At 76.2% G+C, this 25,200-nt stretch carries 16 protein-coding genes; 2 read left to right on the top strand and 14 right to left on the bottom strand.

Translation table 11 applies throughout. From position 1 onward, the window contains the following. Positions 1-42: 42 nt before the first annotated feature. From ACFYP3_RS06220 to ACFYP3_RS06160, 13 genes are all read right to left on the bottom strand, one after another. On the bottom strand, positions 43-7,911 hold the full coding sequence (locus tag ACFYP3_RS06220) for an amino acid adenylation domain-containing protein (protein WP_388827528.1): 7,869 nt from the start codon (positions 7,909-7,911) through the stop codon (positions 43-45). A 67-nt stretch (positions 7,912-7,978) separates the two neighbouring features. After that, positions 7,979-9,730, bottom strand: a complete 1,752-nt coding sequence (locus ACFYP3_RS06215; RefSeq protein ID WP_388827525.1) for a condensation domain-containing protein — start codon at positions 9,728-9,730, stop codon at positions 7,979-7,981. A gap of 52 nt (positions 9,731-9,782) precedes the next feature. Further along, on the bottom strand, positions 9,783-11,309 hold the full coding sequence (locus tag ACFYP3_RS06210; RefSeq protein ID WP_388827522.1) for an AMP-binding protein: 1,527 nt from the start codon (positions 11,307-11,309) through the stop codon (positions 9,783-9,785). A 61-nt stretch (positions 11,310-11,370) separates the two neighbouring features. After that, positions 11,371-12,681, bottom strand: a complete 1,311-nt coding sequence (locus tag ACFYP3_RS06205) for a PLP-dependent aminotransferase family protein (protein WP_388827519.1) — start codon at positions 12,679-12,681, stop codon at positions 11,371-11,373. After that, the gene (locus tag ACFYP3_RS06200) at positions 12,678-13,784 is read right to left on the bottom strand and encodes an alpha-hydroxy acid oxidase (RefSeq protein WP_388827516.1); all 1,107 of its coding nucleotides are present in this window, start codon (positions 13,782-13,784) and stop codon (positions 12,678-12,680) included. Before ACFYP3_RS06200 ends, ACFYP3_RS06205 begins: the two co-directional genes overlap by 4 nt. Then, positions 13,781-14,863, bottom strand: a complete 1,083-nt coding sequence (hppD, locus tag ACFYP3_RS06195) for a 4-hydroxyphenylpyruvate dioxygenase (RefSeq protein WP_388827513.1) — start codon at positions 14,861-14,863, stop codon at positions 13,781-13,783. Before hppD ends, ACFYP3_RS06200 begins: the two co-directional genes overlap by 4 nt. Further along, positions 14,860-15,678, bottom strand: a complete 819-nt coding sequence (locus ACFYP3_RS06190) for a thioesterase II family protein (protein WP_388827510.1) — start codon at positions 15,676-15,678, stop codon at positions 14,860-14,862. Before ACFYP3_RS06190 ends, hppD begins: the two co-directional genes overlap by 4 nt. Further along, positions 15,675-17,465, bottom strand: a complete 1,791-nt coding sequence (locus ACFYP3_RS06185) for an amino acid adenylation domain-containing protein (RefSeq protein ID WP_388827507.1) — start codon at positions 17,463-17,465, stop codon at positions 15,675-15,677. Before ACFYP3_RS06185 ends, ACFYP3_RS06190 begins: the two co-directional genes overlap by 4 nt. Then, entirely contained in the window at positions 17,458-18,486 is a 1,029-nt protein-coding gene (locus tag ACFYP3_RS06180; protein WP_388827664.1) for a TauD/TfdA family dioxygenase, read from the bottom strand. Before ACFYP3_RS06180 ends, ACFYP3_RS06185 begins: the two co-directional genes overlap by 8 nt. A gap of 44 nt (positions 18,487-18,530) precedes the next feature. Further along, the gene (ddaH, locus tag ACFYP3_RS06175; RefSeq protein ID WP_388827504.1) at positions 18,531-19,379 is read right to left on the bottom strand and encodes a dimethylargininase; all 849 of its coding nucleotides are present in this window, start codon (positions 19,377-19,379) and stop codon (positions 18,531-18,533) included. Positions 19,380-19,383: 4 nt separating this feature from the next. After that, positions 19,384-19,596 (bottom strand): MbtH family protein, encoded by a 213-nt coding sequence (locus ACFYP3_RS06170; protein ID WP_376609272.1) that lies wholly within the window; start codon positions 19,594-19,596, stop codon positions 19,384-19,386. 11 nt (positions 19,597-19,607) lie between these two features. Further along, the gene (locus ACFYP3_RS06165; RefSeq protein WP_388827501.1) at positions 19,608-19,922 is read right to left on the bottom strand and encodes a hypothetical protein; all 315 of its coding nucleotides are present in this window, start codon (positions 19,920-19,922) and stop codon (positions 19,608-19,610) included. Between the two features lie 8 nt (positions 19,923-19,930). Then, positions 19,931-20,134: a hypothetical protein gene (locus tag ACFYP3_RS06160; RefSeq protein ID WP_388827498.1), complete on the bottom strand. Its 204-nt coding sequence runs from the start codon at positions 20,132-20,134 to the stop codon at positions 19,931-19,933. A 263-nt stretch (positions 20,135-20,397) separates the two neighbouring features. Between ACFYP3_RS06160 and ACFYP3_RS06155 the strand changes: the two genes are divergently transcribed. Next, positions 20,398-21,375, top strand: coding sequence for a LuxR C-terminal-related transcriptional regulator (locus tag ACFYP3_RS06155; RefSeq protein ID WP_388827496.1), 978 nt, complete (start codon positions 20,398-20,400; stop codon positions 21,373-21,375). Between the two features lie 171 nt (positions 21,376-21,546). Then, complete coding sequence (locus ACFYP3_RS06150; protein WP_388827493.1) at positions 21,547-24,942, top strand: BTAD domain-containing putative transcriptional regulator; 3,396 nt, start codon at positions 21,547-21,549, stop codon at positions 24,940-24,942. Here the strand turns inward: ACFYP3_RS06150 and ACFYP3_RS06145 are convergent. After that, positions 24,926-25,120 carry a hypothetical protein gene (locus tag ACFYP3_RS06145; RefSeq protein ID WP_388827490.1) on the bottom strand — a complete coding sequence of 65 codons (195 nt, stop codon included), beginning with the start codon at positions 25,118-25,120 and terminating at the stop codon, positions 24,926-24,928. The two genes, ACFYP3_RS06150 and ACFYP3_RS06145, sit on opposite strands and share 17 nt — an antisense overlap. Between the last annotated feature and the right edge of the window lie 80 nt (positions 25,121-25,200).

Below are 25,200 nucleotides of genomic sequence, written 5' to 3'. Positions count from 1 at the left end.
CCTCCGGGGGCGTACGGGGTGGGGCGCGGGGCGGGGGACGGCTCAGGCATCGGCGGAGCGGCGGAGCGTGGGACGGGCCTTCGGCGCGTCGGTGAGCAGGGCGGCGGTGCGGGCCGGGGTCGGGTGCTGGAAGAGCTGGCGGATCTTCAGCTCCCGGCCGAGTTCGGCCCGGATCCGGCTGATCAGGCGGGTGACCAGCAGGGAGTGGCCGCCCAGGGCGAAGAAGTTGTCGTCCGGGCCGACCTCGTCCCGGTCCAGGACCTCGGCGTACAGGGCGCGTACGCGGTCCTCGGTGCTGCCGCCCGGGTCCGCGGCCGGCTCCGGCGCGGCGGGAGCGGCCGCGGCCGTGCGCGGGGCCGGGCCGTCGACCGAGCCGACCGCCCGCTCCGGGGCGGCCGCGAGAGCGCGCAGCACCCGGGCCAGGTCCGCCGCCAGTCGCTCGGCGCTCGTATGGTCGAACAGCTCGGTGGCGTAGGTGAGTTCACCGGTGAGACCCAGCGGGGTGCCGTCGGCGGCGCGCCGCTCCCCGAGGTCCACGCCGAGGTCGAACTTGGACACCGCCCACTCGACGGGGTGCGGCTGTGCCGTGAGGCCCGTCAGGCGGGGCAGGGCGGGCGGCTCGTTCTGGACCTGGAGGAGCACCTGGAAGAGCGGGTGCCGGGCGAGCGACCGCTCCGGGTTCACCCCCAGCACGACCCGCTCGAAGGGCACGTCCTGGTGGGCGTAGGCGGCGAGGTCGGTCTCCCGCACGCGGGCGAGGAGGTCCGTGAAGGCCGGGTCGCCGGAGAGGTCGGTGCGCAGGACGAGGGTGTTGACGAAGAAGCCGACGAGGTCGTCCAGTGCCTCGTCCGTGCGGCCCGCGACGACCGTCCCGATCGGGATGTCGGTGCCGGCTCCGAGGCGGGACAGGAGCACCGAGAGGCCGGCCTGGAGGACCATGAAGAGGGTGCAGCCGTGCTGCCGGGCCAGTTCCGACAGCCGGCCGTGCAGCTCCGCGTCCAGCTCCAGGGGGACGGAGCCGCCCGCGAAGCTCGCCACCTCCGGCCGGGGCCGGTCGTAGGGCAGGGCCAGCTCGGCCGGGGATCCGGCCAGCTCCTTGGCCCAGAAGCCGAGCTGACGGGTGACCGGCGCGTCCGGGTCGCCCTCCGCGCCGAGCACGGACCGCTGCCAGACGGTGTGGTCCCGGTACTGCACGGGCAGCGGCTCGAAGGCGGGCTCCGCACCCGCCAGACGGGCGGCGTACGCGGTGGCCAGGTCGGTCAGGAGCGGACCCCACGACCAGCCGTCGGTCGCGATGTGGTGCACCACCAGCACCAGCACCCACTCTTCCCGGCCCAGCTCCAGCAGCCGGGCCCGCAGCGGCAGTTCGGCCGAGATGTCGAAGCAGTGGCCCGTCACCTCCCGTACCGCGTCCGCGACGGCACCGGGCTCCGCGACGGCGAGGACCTCCAGCGGCACGTCGGCCTCCGCCCCCTCCAGCAGCCGGATCACCGGCTCGCCCCCGCACTCGTCGAAGACGGTCCGCAGCACCTCGTGCCGGGCCACCACGTCGCCGAGCGCCGCACGCAGCGCCGGCGCGTCCAGCGGACCCGTCAGCCGGTAGGCGAAGGGCACGTTGTGGTGGCCGGACGGACCCTCGGCCTGGTGCGCGAACCACAACCGGTGCTGCGCCGAGGACAGCGGCGCGCCCTCCCCGGCCTCCGCACGCCGCAGCGGCGGCCGCGCCGGGTCGGCGCTCCCGACCAGCTCCGCGAGCGCGGCCACCGTCTGCGCGCGGAAGACGTCGCGCAGCGGCAGCTCGACCCCGAGGGCCGTACGGATCCGGCTGACCAGCCGGGTCGCCAGCAGCGAGTGGCCGCCCAGGTCGAAGAAGCCCGCGTCGGCGGCGACCGCGTCGAGGCCGAGCACCTCGGCGAAGAGCCCCGCCAGGATCTCCTCCCGGGGGGTACGGGGGGCACGTCCACCGGAAGCGGGCAGCGCGGGCTCGGGCAGGGCCCGGTAGTCCACCTTGCCGTTGGGGGTCAGCGGCAGCGCGTCCAGGACCAGGACGTACGAGGGCAGCAGGTAATCCGGCAGCAGCCGCTCCAGCCGACGCCGCACCGACGGCCCGGAGACCTCCCCGACCACGTACCCGGCCAGCCGCTTCTCGCCGTCCGCGGCGGCCCGTACGGCCACCACGGCCTGGCGGACGCCCGGGCAGGCGGCCAGCGCGGCCTCGACCTCGCCCGGCTCCACACGGAAGCCGCGGACCTTCACCTGCTGGTCGGCCCGGCCGAGGAACTCCAGCAGCCCGTCGGCCCGCCACCGGGCGAGGTCGCCGGTGCGGTACATCCGCGTCCCGGCCGCGCCGAACGGGTCGGCGACGAACCGCTCCGCGGTGGCCGCGGGACGTCGGTGGTAACCGCGCGCCACCCCGGCACCGGCGAGGTACAGCTCGCCCGGGGTGCCCGGCGGCACCAGCCGCAGCCGCTCGTCCAGCACGTACGCGCGGGTGCCGTCCAGGGGGCGGCCGATCGGCACCGGGCCGTCGGCGTCCGCGGCGGCGGTGATCAGGTGGCTGGTCGCGCACAGGGTCGCCTCGGTGGGCCCGTACAGGTGGCGGACCACGGTGTCCGGGCAGGCGGCCAGCACGGCGCGGACCGCGGCGGGGCTGACCACGTCGCCGCCGGTCAGCACCTCGCGGACGCCGGCCAGCAGGCCGGGGTCCTCCTCGGCGACCACCCGGAACAGACCGGCCGTCAGGTGCACGGCGGTGATGCCCGCCCCGCGGATCAGGGCGCCCAGCCCGGCGACCGTCGGCTCGCCCTCGGGGGCGACGACGACCTGCCAGCCCGACAGCAGCGCCACCCACAGCTCGTAGTCGGCGATGTCGAAGGCGTGCGGCGCGTGGAACAGGACCCGCTCGGCGCCCCGGGTGTGCCAGCCCCGGTCGGCCACGAGGTCCAGGACGTCCCGGTGCGTGACGGCCACGCCCTTGGGCTCGCCGGTCGAGCCCGAGGTGTGCATCAGGTAGGCGAGCTGTCCGGGCGGGCACGGCGCGGCCGCGAACCCCCCGCCGTCCGCGGGAGCGCCGGGAGCCTGCGCCGCGCCGGACGTAACGGTCCGCACGCCCTCCGGGGCGAGCCCGGCGTGCGCCTCGTCGACCAGCAGCACGGAGCAGCCCGCGGCGTCCAGGATCCGCCGGGTGCGGTCGGCGGGCTGGCCGGCGTGCAGCGGCAGGTACGCGCCGCCCGCCTTGAGGACGGCCAGCATCGCCACGACCACCTCGGGGGAGCGCCCCATCAGCACGCCCACCGGGGTCTCGCCGGTGACCCCGAGGCCGGCCAGCCGGCGCGCCAACCGGTCGGCGCGCCGGTCCAGCTCCCCGTAGGTGATGGCGTCGGGGCCGGAGACCAGGGCCACGGTGGCCGGGTGCAGTGCGGCGCGCCGGGCGAACTCCAGGTGCACCGCCGTACCCGCCCGAGGCGGGGCCGGCGGCTGCCAGTCGGCCAGCAGCCGCTGCCGCTCCCGCGGCAACAGCACCTCCAGGGCCGAGACCCGGCCGCGCGGTGCCCGTACCGCCGCCGCCAGGACCCCGCGCAGCCGCTCCACGAGGGCGCGCACGGTGGCCTCGTCGAAGAGCTCCGTACGGTACTTGGCCACCGCGCTCAGCCCCTCGCCCGCGCCGGCCGCCTCCGTGAACTGAAGCGCCAGCTCGAACTCGGCCCGCGGTACGTCCACCTCCTCGGCCACCGCGGTCAGCCCGGGCAGCTCCAGGCCGGCGGCGGCCGCCCGGCGCATCGTCAGCGCCACCTGGAACAGCGGGTGGTGGGAGAGCGAGCGCCGCGGGTTGACCGCTTCGACGACCTGCTCGAAGGGCACGTCCTGATGGGCGAAGGCCGCCAGGTCGCTCTCCCGCACCCGCTCCAGCAGTTCCGCGAAGGTCGGGTCCCCGGACAGGTCGGTGCGCAGGACCAGGGTGTTGACGAAGAAGCCCACCAGGTCGTCCAGGGCTTCGTCGGTACGGCCCGCGACGACCGTCCCGATCGGCACGTCGGTGCCCGCGCCGAGCCGGGACAGCACCACCGCCAGAGCCGCCTGGAGCACCATGAAGACGGTGCAGCCGTGCGCCCGGGCCAGCGCCTCCACGTGCGCGGTCAGGGCCGCGTCCAGGCCGAAGGCGACGGCCGCGCCCGCCGGATCGGCCACCTCCGGCCGGGGCCGGTCGGTGGGCAGCACCGGCTCCTCCGGCAGCCCGGCCAGCGCGGTGCGCCAGTACGACAGCTGCTCCTCGGCCGCGCCGGCCAGCAGGGCGCGCTGCCAGAGCGTGTAGTCGGCGTACTGCACGGCCAGCGGCGGGCGCGGCTCGGCGCCGCCGCCCGTGCGGGCCGCGTAGGCGTGGGAGAGGTCGCCCAGCAGCGGCCCCCAGGACTCGCCGTCGGTGGCGATGTGGTGCAGGACCAGCACCAGCGTGTGCCTCTCCGGCCCGGCCGTCAGCAGTGCGGCCCGCAGGGGCGTGTCGGTGGCCAGGTCGAAGGGGCGTGCGGCGATCGCGTCGATGTCCGCGCCGGCCGCGTCGAGGAGTTCCAGGACGGGCGCGGCCGGGGGCAGCACGACCTGCCGGGGCTCGCCGTCGGCCGCCGGGTGGATCGTGCGCAGGATCTCGTGGCGGCCGGTCAGGTCGGCCAGCGCACCGCGCAGCGCCTCCACGTCGAGCGGACCGCCGAGCCGGACGGCGACCGCGCTGTGATAGGCGGGGTTCGACCCCTCGAGCCGGTCCAGGAACCACAGCCGGCGCTGCGCCGGGGAGAGCGGCAGCCGCGCCGGGCGCTCCTGCGGCCGCAGCGCGGGACGGGCCCGGTCCGCGCCGTCGACCAGCGCGGCCAGCGCGGCCGGAGTGCGGGCGGTGAACACCTCACGGATGCCCAGCTCCGCACCGAACGCCCCGCGCACCTGCGCCACCAGCCGCATCGCCAGCAGGGAGTGGCCGCCCAGCTCGAAGAAGTCGTCGTCGGCGCCCACCTCGGGCAGGCCCAGCACCGACGCGAACAGACCCGTCAGGATCCGCTCCCGCTCGGTGCGTCCGCCGCGGCCGCCGGCGCGCAGGGCGGGGGCGGGCAGGGCCCGCCGGTCGAGCTTGCCGTTCGGCGTCACCGGCAGCTCGTCCAGCACGACCACGGCCGGGACCATGTGCTCCGGCAGCGACGCGGCCAGCTCGCCGCGCACCCCGGCGGGGGTCGGTGCGGCGCCCGGGCGGGGCACCACGTACGCCACGAGCCGGGGATCGCCCGGGCGGTCCTCGCGGACGACGACCGCCGCGTGGGAGACGCCCGCGCAGCTCGCGGCGGCGTTCCGGACCTCGCCCGGCTCGATGCGGAAGCCGCGGATCTTGACCTGGTCGTCGGTGCGGCCCAGGTACTCCAGGACGCCGTCGGCCCGCCAGCGCACCAGGTCGCCCGTGCGGTACATGCGGGCCCCCGGCTCGAAGGGGCAGGCCACGAACCGGTCGGCGGTCAGAGCGGGCCGGCCGAGGTAGCCGCGGGCCAGCTGCACGCCGGCCAGGTACAGCTCGCCCGCGGTACCGGGCGCCACCGGGGCGAGCCGGGCGTCCAGGACGTACGTACGGGTGTTGGCGGCGGGCCGGCCGATCGGGACGGTGGCGTCCCCGGCCCGGCAGGGCCAGAGCGTGACGTCGACGGCGGCCTCGGTCGGGCCGTACAGGTTGTGCAGCTCCGCGCCGGGCAGGACCCGGAAGAAGGCGTCCTGGGTGTGCGGGGGCAGGGCCTCGCCACTGGCGATCACCCGGCGCAGCGAGCGGGCGTCCGCCGCGGCGGGCTCGCGCAGGAACACCTCCAGCATGGACGGCACGAAGTGCGCGGTGGTGACGGACTCCCGGGCGATCAGGTCGGCCAGGTAGGCGGGATCCTGATGGCCGCCGGGCTTCGCGACGACGAGGGTCGCCCCGGTCAGCAGCGGCCAGAAGAACTCCCACACCGATACGTCGAATCCGCTCGGCGTCTTCTGCAGCACCCGGTCCCCGGCCCCCAGCCCGTACTCCCGCTGCATCCACTCCAGCCGGTTGACGATGGCCCGGTGCGGGACCAGCGCGCCCTTGGGGCGGCCGGTGGAACCGGAGGTGAAGATCGCGTACGCCGGGTGGTCGGGCAGGGCCACCGGCCGGGGCGCGGGATCCGCCGCGGGGAGCGGGGCGTCCAGCCGCAGCGTCGGCGTCCCCGGCGCCGCCCAGCCGGTGCTCAGCACCAGCGCCGGGGCGGCGTCGGCCATGATCTGGAGGTTGCGCTCCTCGGGCTGGCCGGGGTCGACGGGCAGGTAGGCGGCGCCCGCCTTCAGCACCCCGCACAGGGCGACCATCAGGTCGAGGGAGCGCGGTACGGCGACCGCGACCAGGCTCTCCGGTCCGATGCCGCGGGCCGCGAGCACGTCGGCGAGGCGGCTCGCCCGCTCGTCCAAGGCCCGGTAGGTCAGGGACTCTCCCTCGAAGACGACGGCGGTGGCCTCCGGGGTCCGGGCCGCCTGCTCGGCGAGCAGCGCGGTCAGCGTCGACTCCGGGAGGGCGGCGGCGGTGTCGTTCCACTCGGCGAGGACCCGGTGGCGCTCGGCCGCGGTCAGCGCGTCCAGGACCTCCACCGACGCGTCCGGGTCGGCCGTCCAGCGCTCCAGCAGCCGTACCAGCCGCTCGCCCAGTTCCCGCACCCGCTCGGCGGCGACGAGCCCGGGGTGGTGGCTCAGCCGCAGCCCGAGCGCCGCGCCCGGCTCGACCACCAGCGTCAGCGGGAAGTGCGTGGTGTCCCGGAACCGGATCCGCGCCTGGAGGCCGAAGCCGGGCAGGTCGAGCGCGTAGTCGCTCATCGGGAAGTTCTCGAAGACCAGGTTCGTGTCGAAGAGGGCGGAGGAGGAACCGGCCAGCTTCTGGATCTCCGTCAGCCCCAGGTGGTCGTGCTCCCCCAGCTCGGCCCGCTCGCGCTGGAGCTCCGCGCAGACCCGGCGCAGGGGGGCGGCCGCGTCGATCCGGGCCCGCACCGGCACGGTGTTGATCAGCATGCCGATCATCCGCTCCGAACCCGGCAGTTCGGCGGGGCGGCCGCTGACCGTGAGACCGAAGACCACGTCGTCCTGCCCGGTGGCGCGGGCCATGAGCACCGCCCAGGCGCCCTGGACCACGCTGGTCAGCAGCAGCCCGCACTCCCGCGCCCGCGCGGTCAGCGCCGCCGTCCGTTCCTCGTCCAGCCGCACCACCACGTCCTCGGGCGTGGCGCCGGGGGAGACCCGGCCGGCGCCGTCCGCGATCCGGCCGGGCGCGTCGAGACCGGCCAGGGCGGTGCGCCAGGCCTCCTCGGCGGCGGGCCGGTCGCAGCCCGCGAGGTGCGCCAGGTACTCCCGGTAGGGGCGCACCGGCTCCGGCTCGCCACCCGCGTACAAGGTGAACAGCTCGCGGAAGAGCAGCCCGAACGACCAGCCGTCCAGCAGGATGTGATGGGCCGTCACCAGCAGGCGGTGCTGGTCGTCGGCCAACCGCAGCAGCGTGAACCGCAGCAGCGGCGGGCGGCGGCTGTCGACGCCCTGTGCCCAGTCCTCCTCGGTCAGCTCGGCGGCCCGTTCCGCGGCCGCCCCGGCGGGCAGAGCGCCGAGGTCGTGCTCCTGCCAGGCCGGCTCCATGTCCCGGCGCACCACCTGGACGGGATCGCCGTTCTTGCGGTGGGTGAGGACCACCCGCAGGTTGGCGTGGCGGCGCAGCAGCTCGCCGGCGGCCCGGCGCAGCCGTCCCGCGTCGAGCGTCCCGTCCAGGTCGACGGTGAACTGGGCGATGTAGAGGTGCTTGGAGTCCTCGTCGTACCCGGAGTGGAAGAGCATGCCCTCCTGCAGCGGGGAGAGGGGCAGGACGTCCTCGATGGCCGGCCGGCTGGTGTTCATGGGTGATGTCGCTTTCGTGGAGACCGTCGGAGGACGGCGGCGGGGCGGGGGTGCGGTCCGGGCGGGGTCAGAGGAGGCCGAGGGTGGCCGCGAGGTCGTCCAGTTCGTCCTGGTCGATCGCGTCGAGCGTCAGGGCGGAGGTGGGCGGGACGGTGGGCGGGACGGTGGGCGGGACGGTGGACGGGGCCGCGGCACCGGTGCGGTCGGCGTGGACGACGAGGGCGCCGAGCATCCGGAACCAGCCCTCGGCCAGCGCCCGTACCTCCGCCTCGTCGTGGACGCCGTCGGCCCAGGCCCAGTCGGCGTGCAGGACGGGTCCGTCCGCCGACTCCAGGACGAATGCGTTCACCTCGACGGCGTGCGCCATCGGCATGCCCGGGCCGGGGGCGTCGAGCCGGGCCCCGTGGGCCGGCAGCAGCTGCCAGTCGCCGCCGCCCGGACCGCCCAGCCGGCCCAGGTAGTTGAAACCGAGGCCCGCGGGCTCCGCCGCGGCGAGCTCCTTGCCCGCGACCGGGTCGAGGTGGCGCAGCAGGCCGTACCCGATGCCCTTGCGCGGGATCGCCCGCAGCTGCTCCCGGACCCGCCGCAGTGCCTCGGCGGCGGTGGGGCCGCCGTCCTCGGCGTCCGCCGCGTCCAGGCCGTCCAGGGCGAAGCGGGTGGGGAAGAGGGTGGTGAACCAGCCGACCGTACGGGAGAGGTCGGCCTCGGCGCCGATGTCCTCCCGGCCGTGGCCCTCCAGCTCCACCAGCACTTCCGGGCCGCAGGGCCGCCACCGGGCCAGGGCCAGGGAGAGCCCGGTCAGCAGCACCTCGTTGGCGTCGGCGCCCAGCCGCTCGGCCACCGACGTCAGCAGCGGCCCGGCCGTCGCCGCGGGCAGGCTCAGCACCAGGTGCCCGGCACGGTCCTCGTGGTCGCGGGCCGGATCCAGCGGGCGGCGGCCCGCGATGCCCGCGCCGGGCCGCACCACACCGCGCCAGTACGGGGCTTCGGCAGCGGTCCGCTCCCCGGCCGCCTCCGCGGTGAGCAGCTCGGACCAGCGGAGGAACGAGGTGGCCACCGGGTCGAGGGCGGCGGCGGGGGCCCGTCCGGCGGCGACCGCCTCCCAGGCCCGGGTGAGGTCGCCGGTCAGCACCCGCCAGGAGATGCCGTCCACGACCACGTGGTTGACGACCAGGGCCAGCGCCCCGGGCAGCCCGGCCCCGGCGTCGAACCAGACGGCCTGCACGATCACCCCGCCGCCGACCGAGAGCCGGTCGCGGGCCGCGCGCACCTCCCGCCCGACCTCCTCGATGGTGGCTTCGCGGCCCTCCGTCGCCACCCGGCGCAGGCACTCCGCGGCGCGCACCGATCCGGCCGGGCGGGTCCGCCAGCCGGAGCCGTCACGGACCACGCGCAGCATGTCGTGCCGGTCCAGGACCGCCTGGAGCACCTCGGCCGCGCTCTGCCCCGTCAGTGCGGCCGGGGTCCGCACCACCAGGTACTGGTAGTAGCGGTCGGCGGGCCCGCCGCGCTCGTCGAGCCAGTGCATCACCGGGGTCGGCCGGACCGGCCCGACCCCGTCGTCGGCGCCCGACCGGGCGGACCCGGCCATCGGCCGGGCGGCGGCGGCCAGGGCCGCCGTGTCCGGCAGGGTCAGCACGTCCCGGACGGTGATGCGCAGCCCGGCGCGGCGGGCCGCGCCAACCACCTGCACGGCGATGATGCTGTCACCGCCGAGCCGGACGAAACCGTCCTGCGGGCCGACCTCCGGGACGGCGAACAGCTCCGCCAGGACACCGCACAGGATCCGCTCCGCCTCGGTCACGTCGATTCCACTCATGGTCTTCCTCGTTCTCGTTCGCCGCGGGCCCCCTCGGGCCTGCGCGTGCTGGTCAGACGGCGGCGCGGGCCGGGGCGAACAGCGCCCGCAGAGCGGCCCGGTCGACCTTTCCGTTGGCGGTCACCGGCAGGTCCTCCACGGGCCGGAAGTGCCGGGGCACCATGTACGCGGGCAGGTGCGCCGCGCACGCCGCGGCCAGCTCCTCGGGCCCGGGACCGTCCGCCCCCGTCCGGGTCCACACGGCCGCGAGCCGGCGCGAGCCCGCGACCTCCACCGTCACCACCACGGCCCGGCGGACCCCCGGGAGCGCGCCCAGGACCGCCTCGACCTCGCCGGGCTCGACCCGGTACCCGCTCACCTTGAGCTGGTCGTCGGCCCGCGCCACGAAGTGGAAGTCCGCCCCGTCGAACCGGACGACGTCCCCCGTGGCGTACGTACGGCGCGGGCCCCCGTCGCGGTGGGGCAGGGTCCGGAAGCGGGCCGCGGTCAGCTCCGGGTCGCCCAGGTAGCCGAGGCCGACACTGCCCCCGCCGACGACCAGCTCCGCCTCCTCGCCCGCCGCGAACGGCCGCAGCACGCCGTCCGCCTCGCGCAGCAGCTCCGCCCCGGCGACGGCACCGCCGATCGGCGGGTGCTCGGGCCAGGACGCGGTCTCCCGCGGGTCCAGCCGGAACTGCGTGACGACGTGGGTCTCGCTGGGCCCGTACTCGTTGACCAGCCAGACGCCGGCGGCCGCGCAGAACTCACGCACCTCGGAGTTGACGACGAGGCGCTCGCCCGCGACCGCGATCTCCCTCAGGTCGGGCATCGCGTCCGGTTCGAACACGGCGGCCGTGGCCAGCGCGTGCAGCCCCACCACCGGCAGGAACAGCCGGGCGACGCGCTGTTCTCGGATCAAGTCCATCAGCGCGAAGGGGTCCTGGCGTTCCTCGTCGGAGACCACGACGAGCGCGGCCCCGGCCAGCCAGGTGGTGACGATCTCCTCGTAGCCCACGTCGAAGCCGATCGAGGCCGCCTGCAGGGTGTGCGGCGGGCGGTCATGGGCCCAGTGCCGCACGTGCCAGTCGCCGAGCGCGGCCAGCACCGACGGGGGAACGGCCACCGACTTGGGCTCACCGGTCGATCCGGACGTGGGGATGACGTACCCGACGGTCCCCTCGCGCAGCTCCTCCAGCGGGGCGCCGCGCAGCTCGCCGAAGGCGACCTCGGCGGGGCCGAGCCCGGTCGGCGCGATGTGGTCGGGACGGACCAGCAGGGCGCAGAGCCGGGCGATCCGCGCGGCCCGCGGCGCGGGCATGCCCGGGTCGACGCAGACCACGCCCAGGCCGGCCCGCCAGGCGCCGAGCACCGCGGCGCAGCGCTCCCAGGACCGTTCGCCGTGGACGGCGACCACGTCGTCCGGTCCCAGGCCGCGGGCGGCGAGCCCGCCCGCGATCTCGGCCGACAGACGGTCGAGTTCGCCGTACGTGCGGGCGACGCCGCCGTCGACGACGGCCACCGCCGCGGGGTCGCGCCGGACGGCTCGGATCAGGGGCCGGACGAGCGAATGCCGCGGTCCGCGGTCGTCGTCGGTGTGCATGGACGTCCCTTCTGGGGGTGGTGCGAGGAGAGGGGGGAGGGGTGCGGGCGGGGTGAGGGGCTCAGTCATGCGGTGCCGCGCCGTGCTCGTCGATCAGCGCCGCCAGCCGGTCGAGCCCGTCCTCGATCCGGTCGGGGTCCAAGGAGCTGCACGAGAGCCGCAGTTGGCGCCCGGCGCGGTCCTGGTCGCTGAAGTGGCGCATCGGGGTGAAGAGCACCCCGTGCCGGACGGCGGCCTCCTCGACCAGCGCGTCGGTCACCTCGAACGGCACGTCGAGGACGACGAAGAAGCCGCCCGCGGGGGAGATCCACCGGACACCGGGCGTCCCGGCGAACCGCCGGTGCAGCCCCTGGAGCAGGGCGCGCAGGTTGCGCCGGTAGACGTCGATCTGGCGGCGGTTGGCCTCCAGCAGGCTGCCGCCGTGCTCCAGCAGCATGCCGCCGACCAGCGCCTGCGTCACCGGGGACGTGTTGACGGTCAGCATGCTCTTGGCCCGGGCCAGCTCGTCGGCCAGCAGCGCCGGGCCGCCCACACCCGTGACCCGCTGGTCCGCGACGGCGAAGCCCACCCGGGCGCCGGGGAAGCAGGTCTTGGACAGCGAGCCCAGGTAGACGACCCGCTGCCCCGTGTCGAGGGCCTTCAGCGTCGGCGGCCGGGAGCCGTCCGCCGCCCGGAAGTACCCGTACGGGTTGTCCTCCAGCAGCAGCACGTCCTCCTGCTCCGCGACCTCCAGCAGCTCCCGGCGCGTCCCCGTGTCCAGGGAGTGGCCGCTCGGGTTGGAGAAGTCCGGCACCAGGTACAGCGCCCGGGGCCGCTCCCCGGCCGCGCGGACCTCACGGATCCGCTCCCGCACCTGCTCCGGACGCACCCCGCGGGGGCCCTCGGGCACCGATCGCACCGGGAGGTCCAGCAGCCGGGCGGCGCCGGTCAGCCCGACGTACGTCGGGTCCAGGGCCAGCACCACGTCCCGCGGGCCGGCCTTCAGGGCGCGCAGCACGAGCCACAGCGCCTCCTGGGCGCCCACCGTGACCAGGACGGCCTCCGGGTCGCAGACGATGCCCTCGTCGCGTTCCAGGTGACGGGCGATCAGCTCGGGCACGACGCCCTTGGTGCGGCCGTACTGGAACAGCTCCCGCCGCACCCCGGCCTCGTCGTAGCCCTTGTCCGCGGTGAGGTGGTGGATGTACGTGTCGAGGTAGCGGTGCAGGTCGGCCGGGTCGAAGAAGTCCTCCGTCGGCCGCCCGGGGGCGAAGGAGACCGCCTCGGGGAACCGTCCCGCGATCTCGTTGAGGAAGGTCATGGAGAGCAGCGCGGGGTCCGCGAGGGACGCGTGCAGTTCGGCCCGGTCCAGGGCCACGGCCGTGCGGTTCACCGGCCCGCTCCCAGCGTCGTGAGCCAGGGTGCGTCCGCGGGGGTGCCGCAGCCCGACAGCTCCAGGGCGGAGCGCAGTTCGGCCGCCAGCAGCCCCAGCACACCGGACACGCCTTCCGTGCCGTCGGCGGCCAGGCCCCACAGGACGGGCCGGCCCAGCAGCACCCCGTCCGCGCCGAGCGCCAGTGCCTTCAGGACGTCGGTCCCGCCGCGGATCCCGCTGTCCAGCAGCAGCCGGCAGGACGGCGGGACCGCCTCACGGACCGCGGGCAGCATGTCCGCGCTGGCGACCGCGCCGTCGAGCTGGCGGCCGCCGTGGTTGGAGACGACGACGGCGTCCGCACCGACCGCGGTCGCCGTCGCGGCGTCACCCGGATCGAGGATTCCCTTGACGATCAGAGGCAGTCCCGTCTGCTCCCGCAGCCGGGCCAGGTCGTCCCAGCCCAGGGTGCGGGCGAAGGACTCGGCGGTGTGCTCCGCCACCGCGCACGTCCCGGCCCGGCGCTCGGCGGCCCGGCGGGTCGTGGCCGGGTCGAGGTGCGCGGCCGCCACGCCCGCCGGCAGGGCGAAGCCGTTGCGCAGGTCGCGCAGGCGCCGGCCCATCGAGGGGACGTCCACCGTGACCATCACCGCCGCGCAGCCCGCGTCCTCGGCGCGCCGCACCAGCTCGGCGGTGAGCCCGGGGTCCCGCTGGCAGTACAGCTGGAACCAGGTGGTCCCGCCCAGCGCCGTGACCTCCTCCACCGGCACGCTGCTCAGCGTGCTCAGGGTGAACGGCACCCCGGCGGCCGCCGCCGCGCGGGCCGTGGCCAGCTCGCCCTCGGGGTGGAGCAGCCGCTGGTAGGCCATCGGCGCGACCGCCACGGGCAGGGCCGCCCGGCCGCCCGGGAGTTCGGCCGAGGTGTCGAGGGCGCCGGAGCCCGACAGGACGCGGGGGACGAGGCGGATCCGGTCCAGGGCGGCCCGGTTGGCGGCCAGGGTCAGCTCCTCGCCGCTGCCGCCCGCGACGAAGTCCCAGATCTCCGGGGGCAGGGCCCGGCGGGCGGGACCGGCGAAGTCCTCCAGACGGACCGGGACCTGCGCCGTGTCGTGACCGGCGCTCACCGCAGGACCTCTCCGGCGCCCAGCCGCTCGGCCTCCACGGCCTCGTACAGGGCCTTGATGTTGCCGTTGCCGAAGGTGCGGGCGCCGAACCGCTCGATCACCTCGTGGAAGAGGGTGCGGCGCGGGTGGGTGGAGCGGGTGAAGATCTGGAAGAGCTGCCCGTCGTGGTCCTCGTCGACCAGGACGCTGATGCGCCGGAGCTCCTGCGTGGAGTGCCGGGCCAGGTCGAGCCGGTCCGCGAGCATCGTGTAGTAGGTGTCGGGGACGCTCAGGAACTCCACGCCGCGTTCGCGCAGCGCCGAGACCGCCCGCACGACGTTCCGGGAGGCGAAGGCGACGTGCTGGACGCCCGGGCCGCCGTGCTCGGCGAGGAACCGGTCGATCTGCCCCGGCTCGCGGGAGGTGTCGGGCTCGATCAGGGTCAGGGTGACCTCGCCGGAGGCGCTCTGCACCACCTTGGAATTCATGGCCTGCGCGCCGACCCGGATGAGCTCCTGGAAGATCATGCGGAAGCCGAGGACGCGGGTGTAGAACTCCACGGTCCGCTCGAGTTGTCCGGCGGCCAGGCAGATGGCGAAGTGGTCGAGCTCCTCCAGGAGTTCGCCGTCCGCGTCCGGTGCGGCGGCGTCCGGCAGCGGGGTGAAGCCCGGGGGCAGCCCGGCCGGGTCCGGCTCGACGAGGGTGTGCACGACGTCGCCGAACCCGGCGATCACGGCCCGGGTGCGGCCGTCGGGGTGCCGGCACGGCACGGCCAGGGGGACCGCGCCGCGGGAGACCGCCTCGTCGAAGACGGCGGCCACGTCGGGCACGCCCAGCGCGATGTCGGCGACTCCGTCGCCGTGGGCCAGGACGTAGGCGGCGCCCGGGTGGTGCGGCGAGCGGGCCTGGGTGAGGACGAGGGAGATCCGGCCCTGGCGCAGGAGCAGGGACTCCGCGTCGGCGCCGGCGGCGCGGGCGACCGCACGGAAACCGAAACGGCCGGTCATCTCGGCCGCCGCCGACGCGAGGTCGGCGACGTAGGACTCGACGTGGCTGATGCCGAAGGCGGGGGAGAAGGTCATGGAGCTGCCGTTCGTCATGGGGCCGCCGTCCCTCGCGGGGCGGCGGACACGGAGAGGACGGGGGCGGGGGCCGGGGCGGCCCCCGTCGTCAGGGAGGTGATCCGGGCGGGCAGGCCCCGCCACACCTGCGGGGTGTAGAAGTGGCCGCCGGGCAGGACGTCGTGGCGGAACGGGCCGTCGGTCAGCGCCGCCCAGCGCGGACCCACGTCCTCGCCGATGACCGGGTCCGCGTCCCCCGAGAAGACCTGGAGCGGGACGCCGGTCCGGGCACCGGGGGTGTGGGCGAAGGTGTCCCGGGCGGCCAGGTCGGCCCGCATCAGCTCCACGGCCATCTCGGTCAGCTCGGGCTCGTCGAGTACGTGCTCGGGCAGCAGGCCGTGGGTGGTCATCCAGCCCAGCAACTCGTCGTCGCGCTGTCCCTGCGCCAGGAACCGGTCCTGGTCGGTCACCCCGCGGTCCGGGGCGTTGCAGGCGGAGACGACCAGGGCGCGCGGCGGGGGCGCGCCCGCCGCCGCGAGCCGTACGGTGACGTCGAAGGCCATCCAGCCGCCCATGCTGTGCCCGAACAGGACGTACGGGCCCTGCCCGGCCACCGCCGCGACCCCGGCGGCGGCGTCCGTCGCGAGCGCGTCCCAGGTCCGGGCGAACTCCTCGGCGAACCGCCCCTCGCGCCCCGGATAGCACACGGCCACCAGGCCGGCGCCGTCCGGCAGGGCCGGGATCCAGTCGTGGAAGGTGGCGGTGCCCCCGCCGCAGAAGGCGAGGCACACCAGGGTGGGCGCGCCCCCCGCGGTCTCCTTCAGGCGCACCGCGGTGGTGTCGAGGACGCTCACGAGGCCTCCCCGACGGTCAGGGCGTGCACCGACCGCGCGTGCCGGGCCAGGTCCGCGAGGACGGGGAAGCGGTAGACGTCCTTGGTCCGCAGTGTGATCCCGGCGTTCTTCTTCAGCCGGGACACCACGCGCAGCGCCAGCAGCGAATGGCCGCCGAGCGCGAAGAAGTTCGCCTCCGCGTCGACGCCGTCCCGGCCGAGGACCTCGGCCCACACGGTCGCGATCAGCTCCTCCAGGGGGCCCTCGGGGGCGCGCCCGGAGGACTCCGGCCCGGCCGCGGGGGCCGTCGGCAGCGGCGGCAGCGCCTCGGTGTCCACCTTGCCGTTCGGCGTCAGCGGGAGCGCGTCGACCGTGACGAAGACGGACGGGACGAAGTACGCGGGCAGCGCGGCCTCGCAGTGCCGGCGCAGCTCCGCGTCGCTCACCCGGGCTCCGGGAGCCAGGACGCAGTACGCCGCGAGGAGGGTGTCGCCGTCCGGCCCGGTCCGGGCCACGGCGACGGCCGCCTCCACCGCCGCGTGGCCGCGCAGCCGGTCCTCCAGCTCGCCCGGCTCCACCCGGAAGCCACGGACCTTGAGCTGCCGGTCGGTGCGGCGCAGGAACTCCAGGCCGGAGTCGGCCCGCCAGCGCACCAGGTCGCCCGTGCGGTACATCCGGCTGCCGTCGATGGCGAAGGGGTCCGCGACGAACCGCGAGGCGGTCAGCCCGGGCCGGCCGACGTAGCCGAGGGCCACGCCCGGACCGGCCAGGTACAGCTCGCCGGTGGCGGCCGGCCGCAGTCGCTCGTCGAGGACCTGGGCGCGGACCCCGGCCAGCGGCTCGCCCAGGCGCGGGGCGGCCCCGGTGATCCGGGTCGCGGTGGCGTCGACGGTGCACTCGGTCGGGCCGTACAGGTTCCAGGCCTCCACGGCCGGGTCCTCCGCCAGCGCCCGCCACATCGCTACCGGCACCGGCTCGCCGCCCAGCAGCAGCCGCAGTGGACGCCCGGGCCGAAGCCGCGGACCGGTCAGCCGCCAGTGCGAGGGGGTGCAGTCGAGGTCGGTCACGCCGTACTCGTCGAGCAGCGCGTCCAGCCGGGCCGGGTCCGTACGGTCCTCGTCGTCCAGGACGACCAGGGTGTCGCCGCGGCACACGCGGACCCACTGCTGCACGGACGCGTCGAAGGACAGGCTGGCGTTCCACGCGACCACGCGGTGGCCGGACGGGTAGACGCCCCGCTCTTCCAGTCCCGCCACGAGGGCGGCGACGTTGGCGTGGGTGACCTCCACACCCTTGGGCGGTCCGCTGGTGCCCGAGGTGTGGATGACGTAGGCCGCGGTGGCCGGGTGTCCGGCGCGGCCGGACGGCTCCGCGTCGGCCCGCGCGGCAGCCGTCGCCGGGTCCGGGTACGCCGTGACCGGGACGGCCGGGCCCGGGTCCAGGACCGGCAGGCCCCCGGCCCACTCGGCCGCGGCACCCGGCCGGGCGAGCACCGCACGCAGCCCGGCGTCGGCAGCGATGTGCGCGAGCCGCTCCCCGGGGTACGCCGGGTCCAGCGGGACGTAGGCCGCACCGGCCCGCCACACCGCCAGCGGGGCCACGGCCCAGCCCGTGCCGCGGGGCAGGCTGACGCCGACCCGGTCGCCCGGGCGGACGCCGAGCGCGCGCAGCGCCGCCGCCAGCCGGGCCGTGTGCCCGGCCAGTTCCTCGAAGGTCAGGGCACCGTCCGCGGCGTGCACCGCGGCCCGGCCGGGGAAGGTGCGGGCGGTCTCCAGGAACCGCTCCACCAGGTTCGTCGGTTCAGCCACGGGACACCGCCGTCACGGTCGCGGCGCGCGGGGCGACGGTCGGGGCGCAGTCCGCCACCGCGACCGGGTCGCCCATGGCGACGACGATCCGCCGGTCGCCGCGGAAGGGGTCGCGGCCGTGCGCGGTCAGGACGTTGTCGACGATCAGCAGGTCCCCCGGCTGCCAGGCGCGGCGTACGGTGGCCCGCTCGTAGGCGGCGTTGACGGCCGCCAGGTCCGCCTCCGTCAGCGGGATGCCGTCACCGAGACCCGTGTCGAAGGGCAGCCCCCCGGGGCCGAGTTCGTCGAGCAGGACCTCGCGCAGCTCCTCGTCCAGCGAGAAGCTGTTCCAGAACGCCATGTGGTTGAACCAGACCTCGTCGCCGGTCTGCGGGTGGCGGACGATGCCCGGCCGGAGCTGGCTGGTGCGCAGCGTGCCCTCCTCGTCCCAGGCGCAGCCGATGGCGTTCTCGGCGCAGTACGCCTCGACCTCCTCCCGTGTGGTGGCCCCGAAGGCGGACTGCCAGGCGACCGAGAGGGTCTCCGAATAGGTGCGGGTCAGGACCCAGCCGCCGGCGCGCATCCGCTCGACCAGAGCGGCGGGGAGCGAGCGCAGCACCTCGCGGCAGTCGGTGACGGGTGTCGCGCCGCCCTCCTCGGGGGCGGTCAGGCAGCCGAAGAGGAGCAGGCCGGGGAAGGTCAGCGTGTAGCTGTTCTCGTTGTGCGGGCGGATCGCCTGCGCGGCGGGCAGGTCGGTGGAGGAGAAGACGCCCGAGCCGAAGTCGGAGCGGGGAGTGGCCTTCTCGCGGTACGGGGTGGCCCGGCGGACCAGCTCGTCGCGGACGACGGCGAAGTCGTCGATGCCGCGGACCGGCAGCCCGCTCACGTACACGGCGCCGAACCGGTCGAGTCCGGCGCGCAGTTCGACGCGGTGCTCGGCCAACCAGTCGCGTGCGGCGGCGGCGTCGGCCAGCTGGGGGGCTCGGACGGTGGCCGGGGCGCCGGGCTCGATCAGCCAGTCGAGGACGCCCGCGAAGGGCACGCCCTCGGCGGCGGTGGCCGCCGCGGGGGTGGTCGGGTAGGCGCTCACGCGGCACCACCCGCGGCCGGCGCCTGCGCGGCGTGCCGGAGCTCCAGGGTGCAGCACTTGACGCTGCCGCCGCCCTTGAACAGTTCGGACAGGTCGACGCCGATCGGCGTGAAACCGCGCTCGGCCAGCCGGTCCGCGAGCCCGCGGGCGGCCTCGGCGAGCAGGACGTTGCGCCCGTCGGAGAGCGCGTTCAGCCCGAAGACCTCGGCGTCCTCCTCCGTGGCCAGCAGCGCGTCCGGGTACAGCTCGCGCAGCACCGCCTGCGACGCGGTCGAGAAGGCACCGGGGAAGTACATGATCTCGTCGTCGTCGAGCACGGCGAGGGCGGTGTCCAGGTGGTAGAAGCGCGGGTCGACCAGGGTCAGGCCCACCACCGGGGCCCCGAGCACCCGTTCGGCCTCCGCGTGCGAGGCCGCGTCGGTGCGGAAGCCGGTGCCCGCCAGGATCCGGGACCCGGCGACCAGGTAGTCGCCCTCGCCCTCGTTGACGTGCTCCGGGGCGACCACCTCGGCATAGCCGTTGGCCTCGAACCAGGCCTGGTAGGCGGGGGCTTCGGCGGCGCGCTCGGGGTGGCGGAACCGGGCCATCAGGACGCGGTCGCCGAGCACGGTGGCACCGTTGGCCGAGTAGACCATGTCGGGCAGCCCCGGGACCGGGTCGATCAGGTCGACCGTGTGCCCGAGCTCCCGGTAGAGGGCGTACAGCCGCTCCCACTGCAGGACGGCCAGTCCGGTGTCGGTCGGCTTGGCCGGGTCCATCCAGGGGTTGATGCGGTAGTCGACCGTGAAGTGGGACGGGCGGCACATCAGGTAGTGCCGGGGACGGGCGGTGCGCTGGACGGTCATCGGCTCAGACCTCCCCGAGGGCGGCGACCAGCGTGGCCGGACGCAGATCGGTCCAGGTCTTCTCGATGTGCTCCAGGCAGTCCTGGCGCGAGGCCGGGCCGTGGGTGGCCGTCCAGCCGGCGGGCGCCTCGATCGAGGCGGGCCACAGGGAGTGCTGGTTCTCCTGGTTGACGAGGACGAAGTAGGTGGCTTCGTCGTCCTCGAAGGGGTTGGTCACGGGTGCTCCTGTCACGTCGTGGTGGTGGGGATCGCGCCGGGTCGCGCGAGGCCGGGGGATTCGGTGGCGAGGTGCCAGCCGTGGAAGGGGGAGGGAGGCGCGAGCACGCGGAGGCAGATGGCCAGGGCGGCCTCCGCGGCGGTCGCCGCGGGCGTGGCGACGGTGAAGAGTCCGAGGTCCACGCCGTACGGACCGCTCCGCACGCTGATGTGCTCCAGTCGCTCCTCCGGGCGGGCCGCGCCCCAGAGCAGGCGCAGCAGGCGTCCGTCGTCCGTGGGACCGGGGCCGGGCCCGGGCGGGACGAGGGAGACGAGGGTCAGCTCCACGCGCCCGGTCAGTCCCAGATGAGGCCGTACGCGACCGCGCCCGGGGTGGCCGGGAGGGGTGCCGAGGCCGCCTGGGCGGTGGCGGCCCCGGCCGTGTCCGCACCGGACGGCCCGCCGGCGGTGAGCGCGAGCGCGGCGCAGGCGACGGCCGCGGCGACGGTCACGGCAGCGGTGCGGACCGGACGGACGGTGGTGTGGGCGCGAGAAGTCATGGAGGTGCCCTCATCGGGAGTGGGGAAGGGTGCCGAGCGGCACGCCTCCATCCTGGCCAAGGTGTTGACCTGGGGGAACGGGTTCAGGGGTGGCGGAAGCGGCCAGGACGCTTTGGGACACAGCCGCCGCCGGCCGCACCCGCGCCGACGGCCGGCCGAAGCCGCGTCGACGCGCGTAGAGGGCGCGTCTATGTGCCGTAGATCTCCGGCAGGCAGGCTGCTGACAGATCGACGGGGACGACCGCATGCCAAGAGGGGAACCGATGTCCGTGACGCTCGACCTGGAGGAGCTCGACCAGACCGTGTACGAGGAGGTGCTGGCCCGGCCCGAACTGGGACTGGCCGAACTCGCCGCCCGGCTCGGGGTGGAGCCCGGGAGGGTCCGCGCCTGCCTCGACCGGCTCTTCGCGCTGCGCCTGGTCCAGGCGTCCTTCGAGACGCCCGGCCGCTTCACCGTCGTCGACCCCGTTCTCGGGATGCAGCGGCTCCTGGACCAGCAGCACGAGGAACTGGTGCGCCGGCACCGGCAGGCCGCGGACCACCAGCAGGCCCTGGTCCGGATCCTCGCGGGCGCCGGCTCCGGCGGCCGCCCGGCCGAGGGCGTCGAGCGGCTGGCCGGACTCGACGCCGTGCAGCGGCGGTTGGAGCGCCTGGCGCTGGAGGCCAGGACCGAGGTGCTGACCTTCATGCCCGGCGGTCCCCAGTCCGCGGCCGCGCTGGAGGCCGCCGAACGCAACAACGCCCTCGTGCTCGGCCGCGGCGTCGCCATCCGCACCATCGGGCTGGACCTCGTACGGGAGGATCCGGGGACCCTGCGTTACAGCCGGGCGCTGCTCGCGGGCGGCGGCGCCTTCCGTACGGTCGCCGCGCTGCCGACCCGGATGGTGCTGGTCGACCGGACCCACGCCCTCGTTCCCATCGACCCGGCGGACAGCCGCCAGGGCGCGCTGTTCCTCGCCACGCCCGGCATGCTCGCCCCGCTGGTCGCGCTCTTCGAGCGGGAGTGGGGCGCGGCCGTACCGCTGGGCGCGGATCCGTCGGAGGCCGTGTACGTACCCACTGAGCAGGAGCGCTCCCTGCTGGGCCTGCTGGCCGAGGGCCACACCGACGAATCCGCCGCCGGACAGCTGCACATCTCGGCCCGCACCGCCCGGCGCATCATGGCCTCGCTGATCGAACGGCTGGGCGCCCGAAGCCGGTTCGAGGCGGGTCTGCGCGCGGCCCGCCTCGGATGGGTGTGACCCGGACCGGGTCCCTCGCTCGGCCGCGCGGGCCCGGCCGGGCCGCCGCCGCGACCCGTTCCGACGGCATGGTCATGTGAACCGCTTAGGATGACGCTCCGTACATCGGCGGGCCAGGACAACTGGGGACCAACCGCCGTGTGGAGCTGTGCGCGCGCACAGGGGGAACTCGTGAAATTCTTCGTGCTCGGATCCATGGGCGTGTCCCACGGGGGACAGGTGCTGGCCGGTGGGCCGCCGCAGCAACAGGCCACCCTCGCCGTCCTGGTGCTCCGCGCGGGCCACGTCGTGCCCCTGCACGAACTGACCGCCGCCGTCTGGGGGGAGTCCGCCCCGGGCTCCGCGGTGATGATCCTGCGGACCTACGTCTGGCGGCTGCGGAAGCTGCTGGAGAGCGGCGAGTCCGGGCAGACCGGGGCCCGGATCCTGGAGTCCGCGAACGACGGCTACCGGCTGGCGGTGCCGCCGGGCTCCGTCGACGCCGTACGGGCCGAGGAGCTGGCCGCGAAGGCCGCCCGCGCCCACGCGGCCGGTGAGTTGGAGGACTGCGCCGAAGCCCTGGCCGAGGCCGGGTCCCTGTGGCGCGGCGAGCCACTGGCCGGGGTGCCGGGGCCGTTCGCCGACAGCCAGCGCTCGCGCTTGACGGAGCTGCGGCTGCACCTGCTGGAGGAGCGCCTCGGGGTGGACCTGCTGCTCGGGCGGCACGAGCGGGCCGTGCCCGAGCTCACCGCCCTCATCCGCGAAGAGCCGCTGCGGGAGCGCCCGTACGGGCTCCTGATGCGCGCGCTGTACGCCGCGGGTCGGCAGGGCGACGCCCTCGCCGTCTTCGGCCGGGCCCGCGAGGTGCTGGCCGACGAACTCGGCCTGGACCCGGGCCCGGACCTCCGCGCCCTGCACGCCCGCATCCTGTCGGGCGACCCGGCCCTCCTCCCCGCCGCCGCGTCCCGGGCCCCCGGCCGGGAGGGCGAGCCGCCCGCACGGCTTCCGGCCGCGCCCTCGGGCGTCGCCGTGCCGACGGCACCCGGGGGAACGCCCGGGGTCGCCCCGGGCGGCGCACCGGCTTCCGACGGCGCCCCCGCGGGATCCGCGGGGTTCCCGGCGGCGTCCGCCGGGGCTGCCGGGGCGCCGGCCGGGCTCGCGGGGGCGCCCGCCGCAGAGCCGGCGGGTGCCTACGGCACCGGTCCGGCCGGGACGGCGGGGACCACGGTGGCGGGGACCACGGTGGCGGAGGCGCACGGGCCCGGTGCCGCGGCAGCCAGCGGAGGCCCCGAAGATACCGGGGTCCCAGGGGTTCCCGGCGCCTTCGGGGCTCCGCGGGCCGGGGACCAGGGAGCCGGCCATGCGGGGATGCGGCACGGGGTCCGGGCCGCGGTGCCGGGGGCTGCCGCAGCGACCGGCCTCACGCAGGGGCAGGGCGCGGCCGGGTACGTCCGGCCCGCCCAACTCCCCGCCGACATAACCGACTTCAGCGGCCGAGCCACCGAACTCGCAGCCCTCGCCGAGGTCCTGAGCGACCCGGCCCGCACCGCCCTGGCCGTCGCCGCCGTGAGCGGGATGGGCGGCATCGGAAAGAGCGCCCTGGCCCTGCGGGTGGCGCACCACGTCAAGGACGCGTACCCCGACGGCCAGCTCTACGCCGACCTCCGCGGCACGGGCAGCGACCCCGCCGACCCCGGCACCGTCCTGGCCAGCCTGCTCGGTGCCCTCGGCGTGCCCCGCCGTGAAGTGCCGCCCTCGACGGAGGACCGCGCCCGGCTCTTCCGTACCGTCCTGGACGGCCGCCGGCTGCTCCTGCTGCTCGACGACGCCCGGGACATCGCCCAGGTCAAGCCGCTGCTCCCGGGCGCCGCGGGCTGCGCCGTCGTCGTCACCAGCCGGGCCCGCCTGGGCGGGCTGCTGTCGGGACGCCACGTCCAGCTCGCGGAGTTCACCCCGGCGGAGGCGCTCGGGCTGCTGCGCCAGATCGTCGGCGCCGACCGCGTGGACCGGGAGGAGGAGGCCGCGGCCGCGCTGGTCGAGGCCTGCGCCCGGCTGCCGCTGGCGGTCCGCATCGTCGCCGCCCGTCTCGCGGCCCGGCCCGGATGGAGCGTCGCGCACCTGGGGGCCCGTCTCGCCGACGAGCGGCGCCGGCTGACCGAACTGCGGGCCGACGACCTGGCCGTCGCCGCCGTCTTCGAGCTGGGGCACCGTCAGCTGACCGGTCCCCAGGCGAGCGTGTTCCGCCGGCTCGCCCCCGTCTCCCGGCCCGGTATCGGGCTCGACGCGGCGGCCGCCGCCCTGGACCTGGCCGAGACGGAGGCCGAGGAGCTGCTCGAAGCCCTGGTGGACGCCGCCCTGCTCGAATCACCGGAGCCGGGCCGCTACCGCCACCACGAGCTGGGCCGGGACTTCGCGCTCAACCTGCCCGCCCCGGCCGGTGAGCCCGGCCCGCCGGTGCAGCACCGTCTCCTGCGCCACCTGCTGGGCATGGCGGCCGAGGCCTTCCAGTGGATGATCCCCGGGGACCCGGTGCACCGCTCGATCGTCGCGGCGGCCGCCGAACCGGCGCAGGGACGGCTCGCGGACCTGACCGGGGCCCGCGACTGGGTCGTCGCGGAGTTCGACTGCGCGCTGCACGCCGTCCAGCTCGTGGTGCGACGGCCGGACGCCGCGGACACGGAGCAGTTGACGATGTCCGCCGACCTGCTGGTCGCGCTCAGCTCGTTCGGGCAGGACATCCCGTACGCGCGGATCACCGCGACCGCCGCCGAACTGGCCCGGGCCGCGACGCAGCGCGGCAACGACCGCGCGGCCGGGCGCGCCCACTTCCTCATCGGGAACGCGGCGCTCCAGGCCACCGATCTGGGCCCGGCCCGCGCCGCCTCCGAGCTGGCCGTGCGGGCCTGCCGCCGGGCGGGCGACCGGGCGATCCTGCAGCAGGCGTACAACGACCTCGGGGTGATCGCCCAGTTCGAGCACCGCTTCGGCGAGGCGGCGGAGTGCTTCGACGAGGCGCTCGTCCTGGCGCGGGAGCAGGGCCACCGCTCGGGCGCCCTGACGATCACCCTCAACGCCGCCCTGGCCCGCGTCCGCGGCGGCCGGGCTGCCGAGGCGCTGCCCGCCTGCGAGGAGGCCCTGGATGCCCTGCGGGAGATGGCCGATCACCACGGGGTCGCCCACGCGCTGTGCGTGCGCGGGCAGGCTCTGCACGAGCTCGGCCGGCTGGAGGAGGCGCTCGCCGCGTACGAGGAGTGCCTCGACCTGTGCGACACGGTCCGGATCCCGGGCCAGCGCGCGCAGGCCGACTACCGCTGCGCCCGGACGCTGAGCGACCTGCGCCGCGACCGGGAGGCGCTGGAGGCCTCCGCTCGGGCCGTGGCCCATCTGCGCACGGTGCCGGGGCGGGGCCGGGACCGCGGCTACGCCCTGCTGGTCCACGCCGGGGTCTGCCTGGCGGCGGGACGGCGTGAGGAGGGGCTGAGGCACGCCGGCGAGGCGCTGGAGGTCTTCGAGCGGGCGGGCCTCCCGGAGGCCGAGGAGGCCCGCACCCTGCTGAAGACGGGCGTGCCGGTCAGGCCCGGCTGTTGAACTCGTTGTGGTCGTGGCGCGGGCGGGGCCCGGTGGCGTCGTCGGCCGAGACGCTCGTGCCGCGGTCCGCGGTGAGGACCGGGGCTCCGGCCGTGGCACCGACGGCGAGCAGCGCGACGAGCGCGCCGGGCACGAGGAAGGCCAGACGGCGCGTGACGGACGTGCGGATGTGCGGCACGGTGGATCCTGTCTGTTTGGTCCAGGTGCCGTGGTACGGCCCCTGGCTGGCTTGCGGGCGGTTCTGCCGAGGAGACTCGC

The sequence above is a fragment of the Streptomyces sp. NPDC005533 genome (genome assembly GCF_042871845.1).
Lineage (GTDB): Bacteria > Actinomycetota > Actinomycetes > Streptomycetales > Streptomycetaceae > Streptomyces.
Note: the sequence above shows the minus strand (reverse complement) of the source record. Positions and strands in the feature narration are given on the sequence as shown.

Coding starts and splice junctions, on each gene's coding strand:
- ACFYP3_RS06215 (WP_388827525.1), bottom strand. CDS start 9,730: ATGAGTGGAATCGACGTGACCGAGGCGGAGCGGATCCTGTGCGGTGTC.
- ddaH (WP_388827504.1), bottom strand. CDS start 19,379: ATGACCGTCCAGCGCACCGCCCGTCCCCGGCACTACCTGATGTGCCGC.
- ACFYP3_RS06155 (WP_388827496.1), top strand. CDS start 20,398: ATGTCCGTGACGCTCGACCTGGAGGAGCTCGACCAGACCGTGTACGAG.
- ACFYP3_RS06210 (WP_388827522.1), bottom strand. CDS start 11,309: ATGCACACCGACGACGACCGCGGACCGCGGCATTCGCTCGTCCGGCCC.
- ACFYP3_RS06220 (WP_388827528.1), bottom strand. CDS start 7,911: ATGAACACCAGCCGGCCGGCCATCGAGGACGTCCTGCCCCTCTCCCCG.
- ACFYP3_RS06160 (WP_388827498.1), bottom strand. CDS start 20,134: ATGACTTCTCGCGCCCACACCACCGTCCGTCCGGTCCGCACCGCTGCC.
- hppD (WP_388827513.1), bottom strand. CDS start 14,863: ATGACGAACGGCAGCTCCATGACCTTCTCCCCCGCCTTCGGCATCAGC.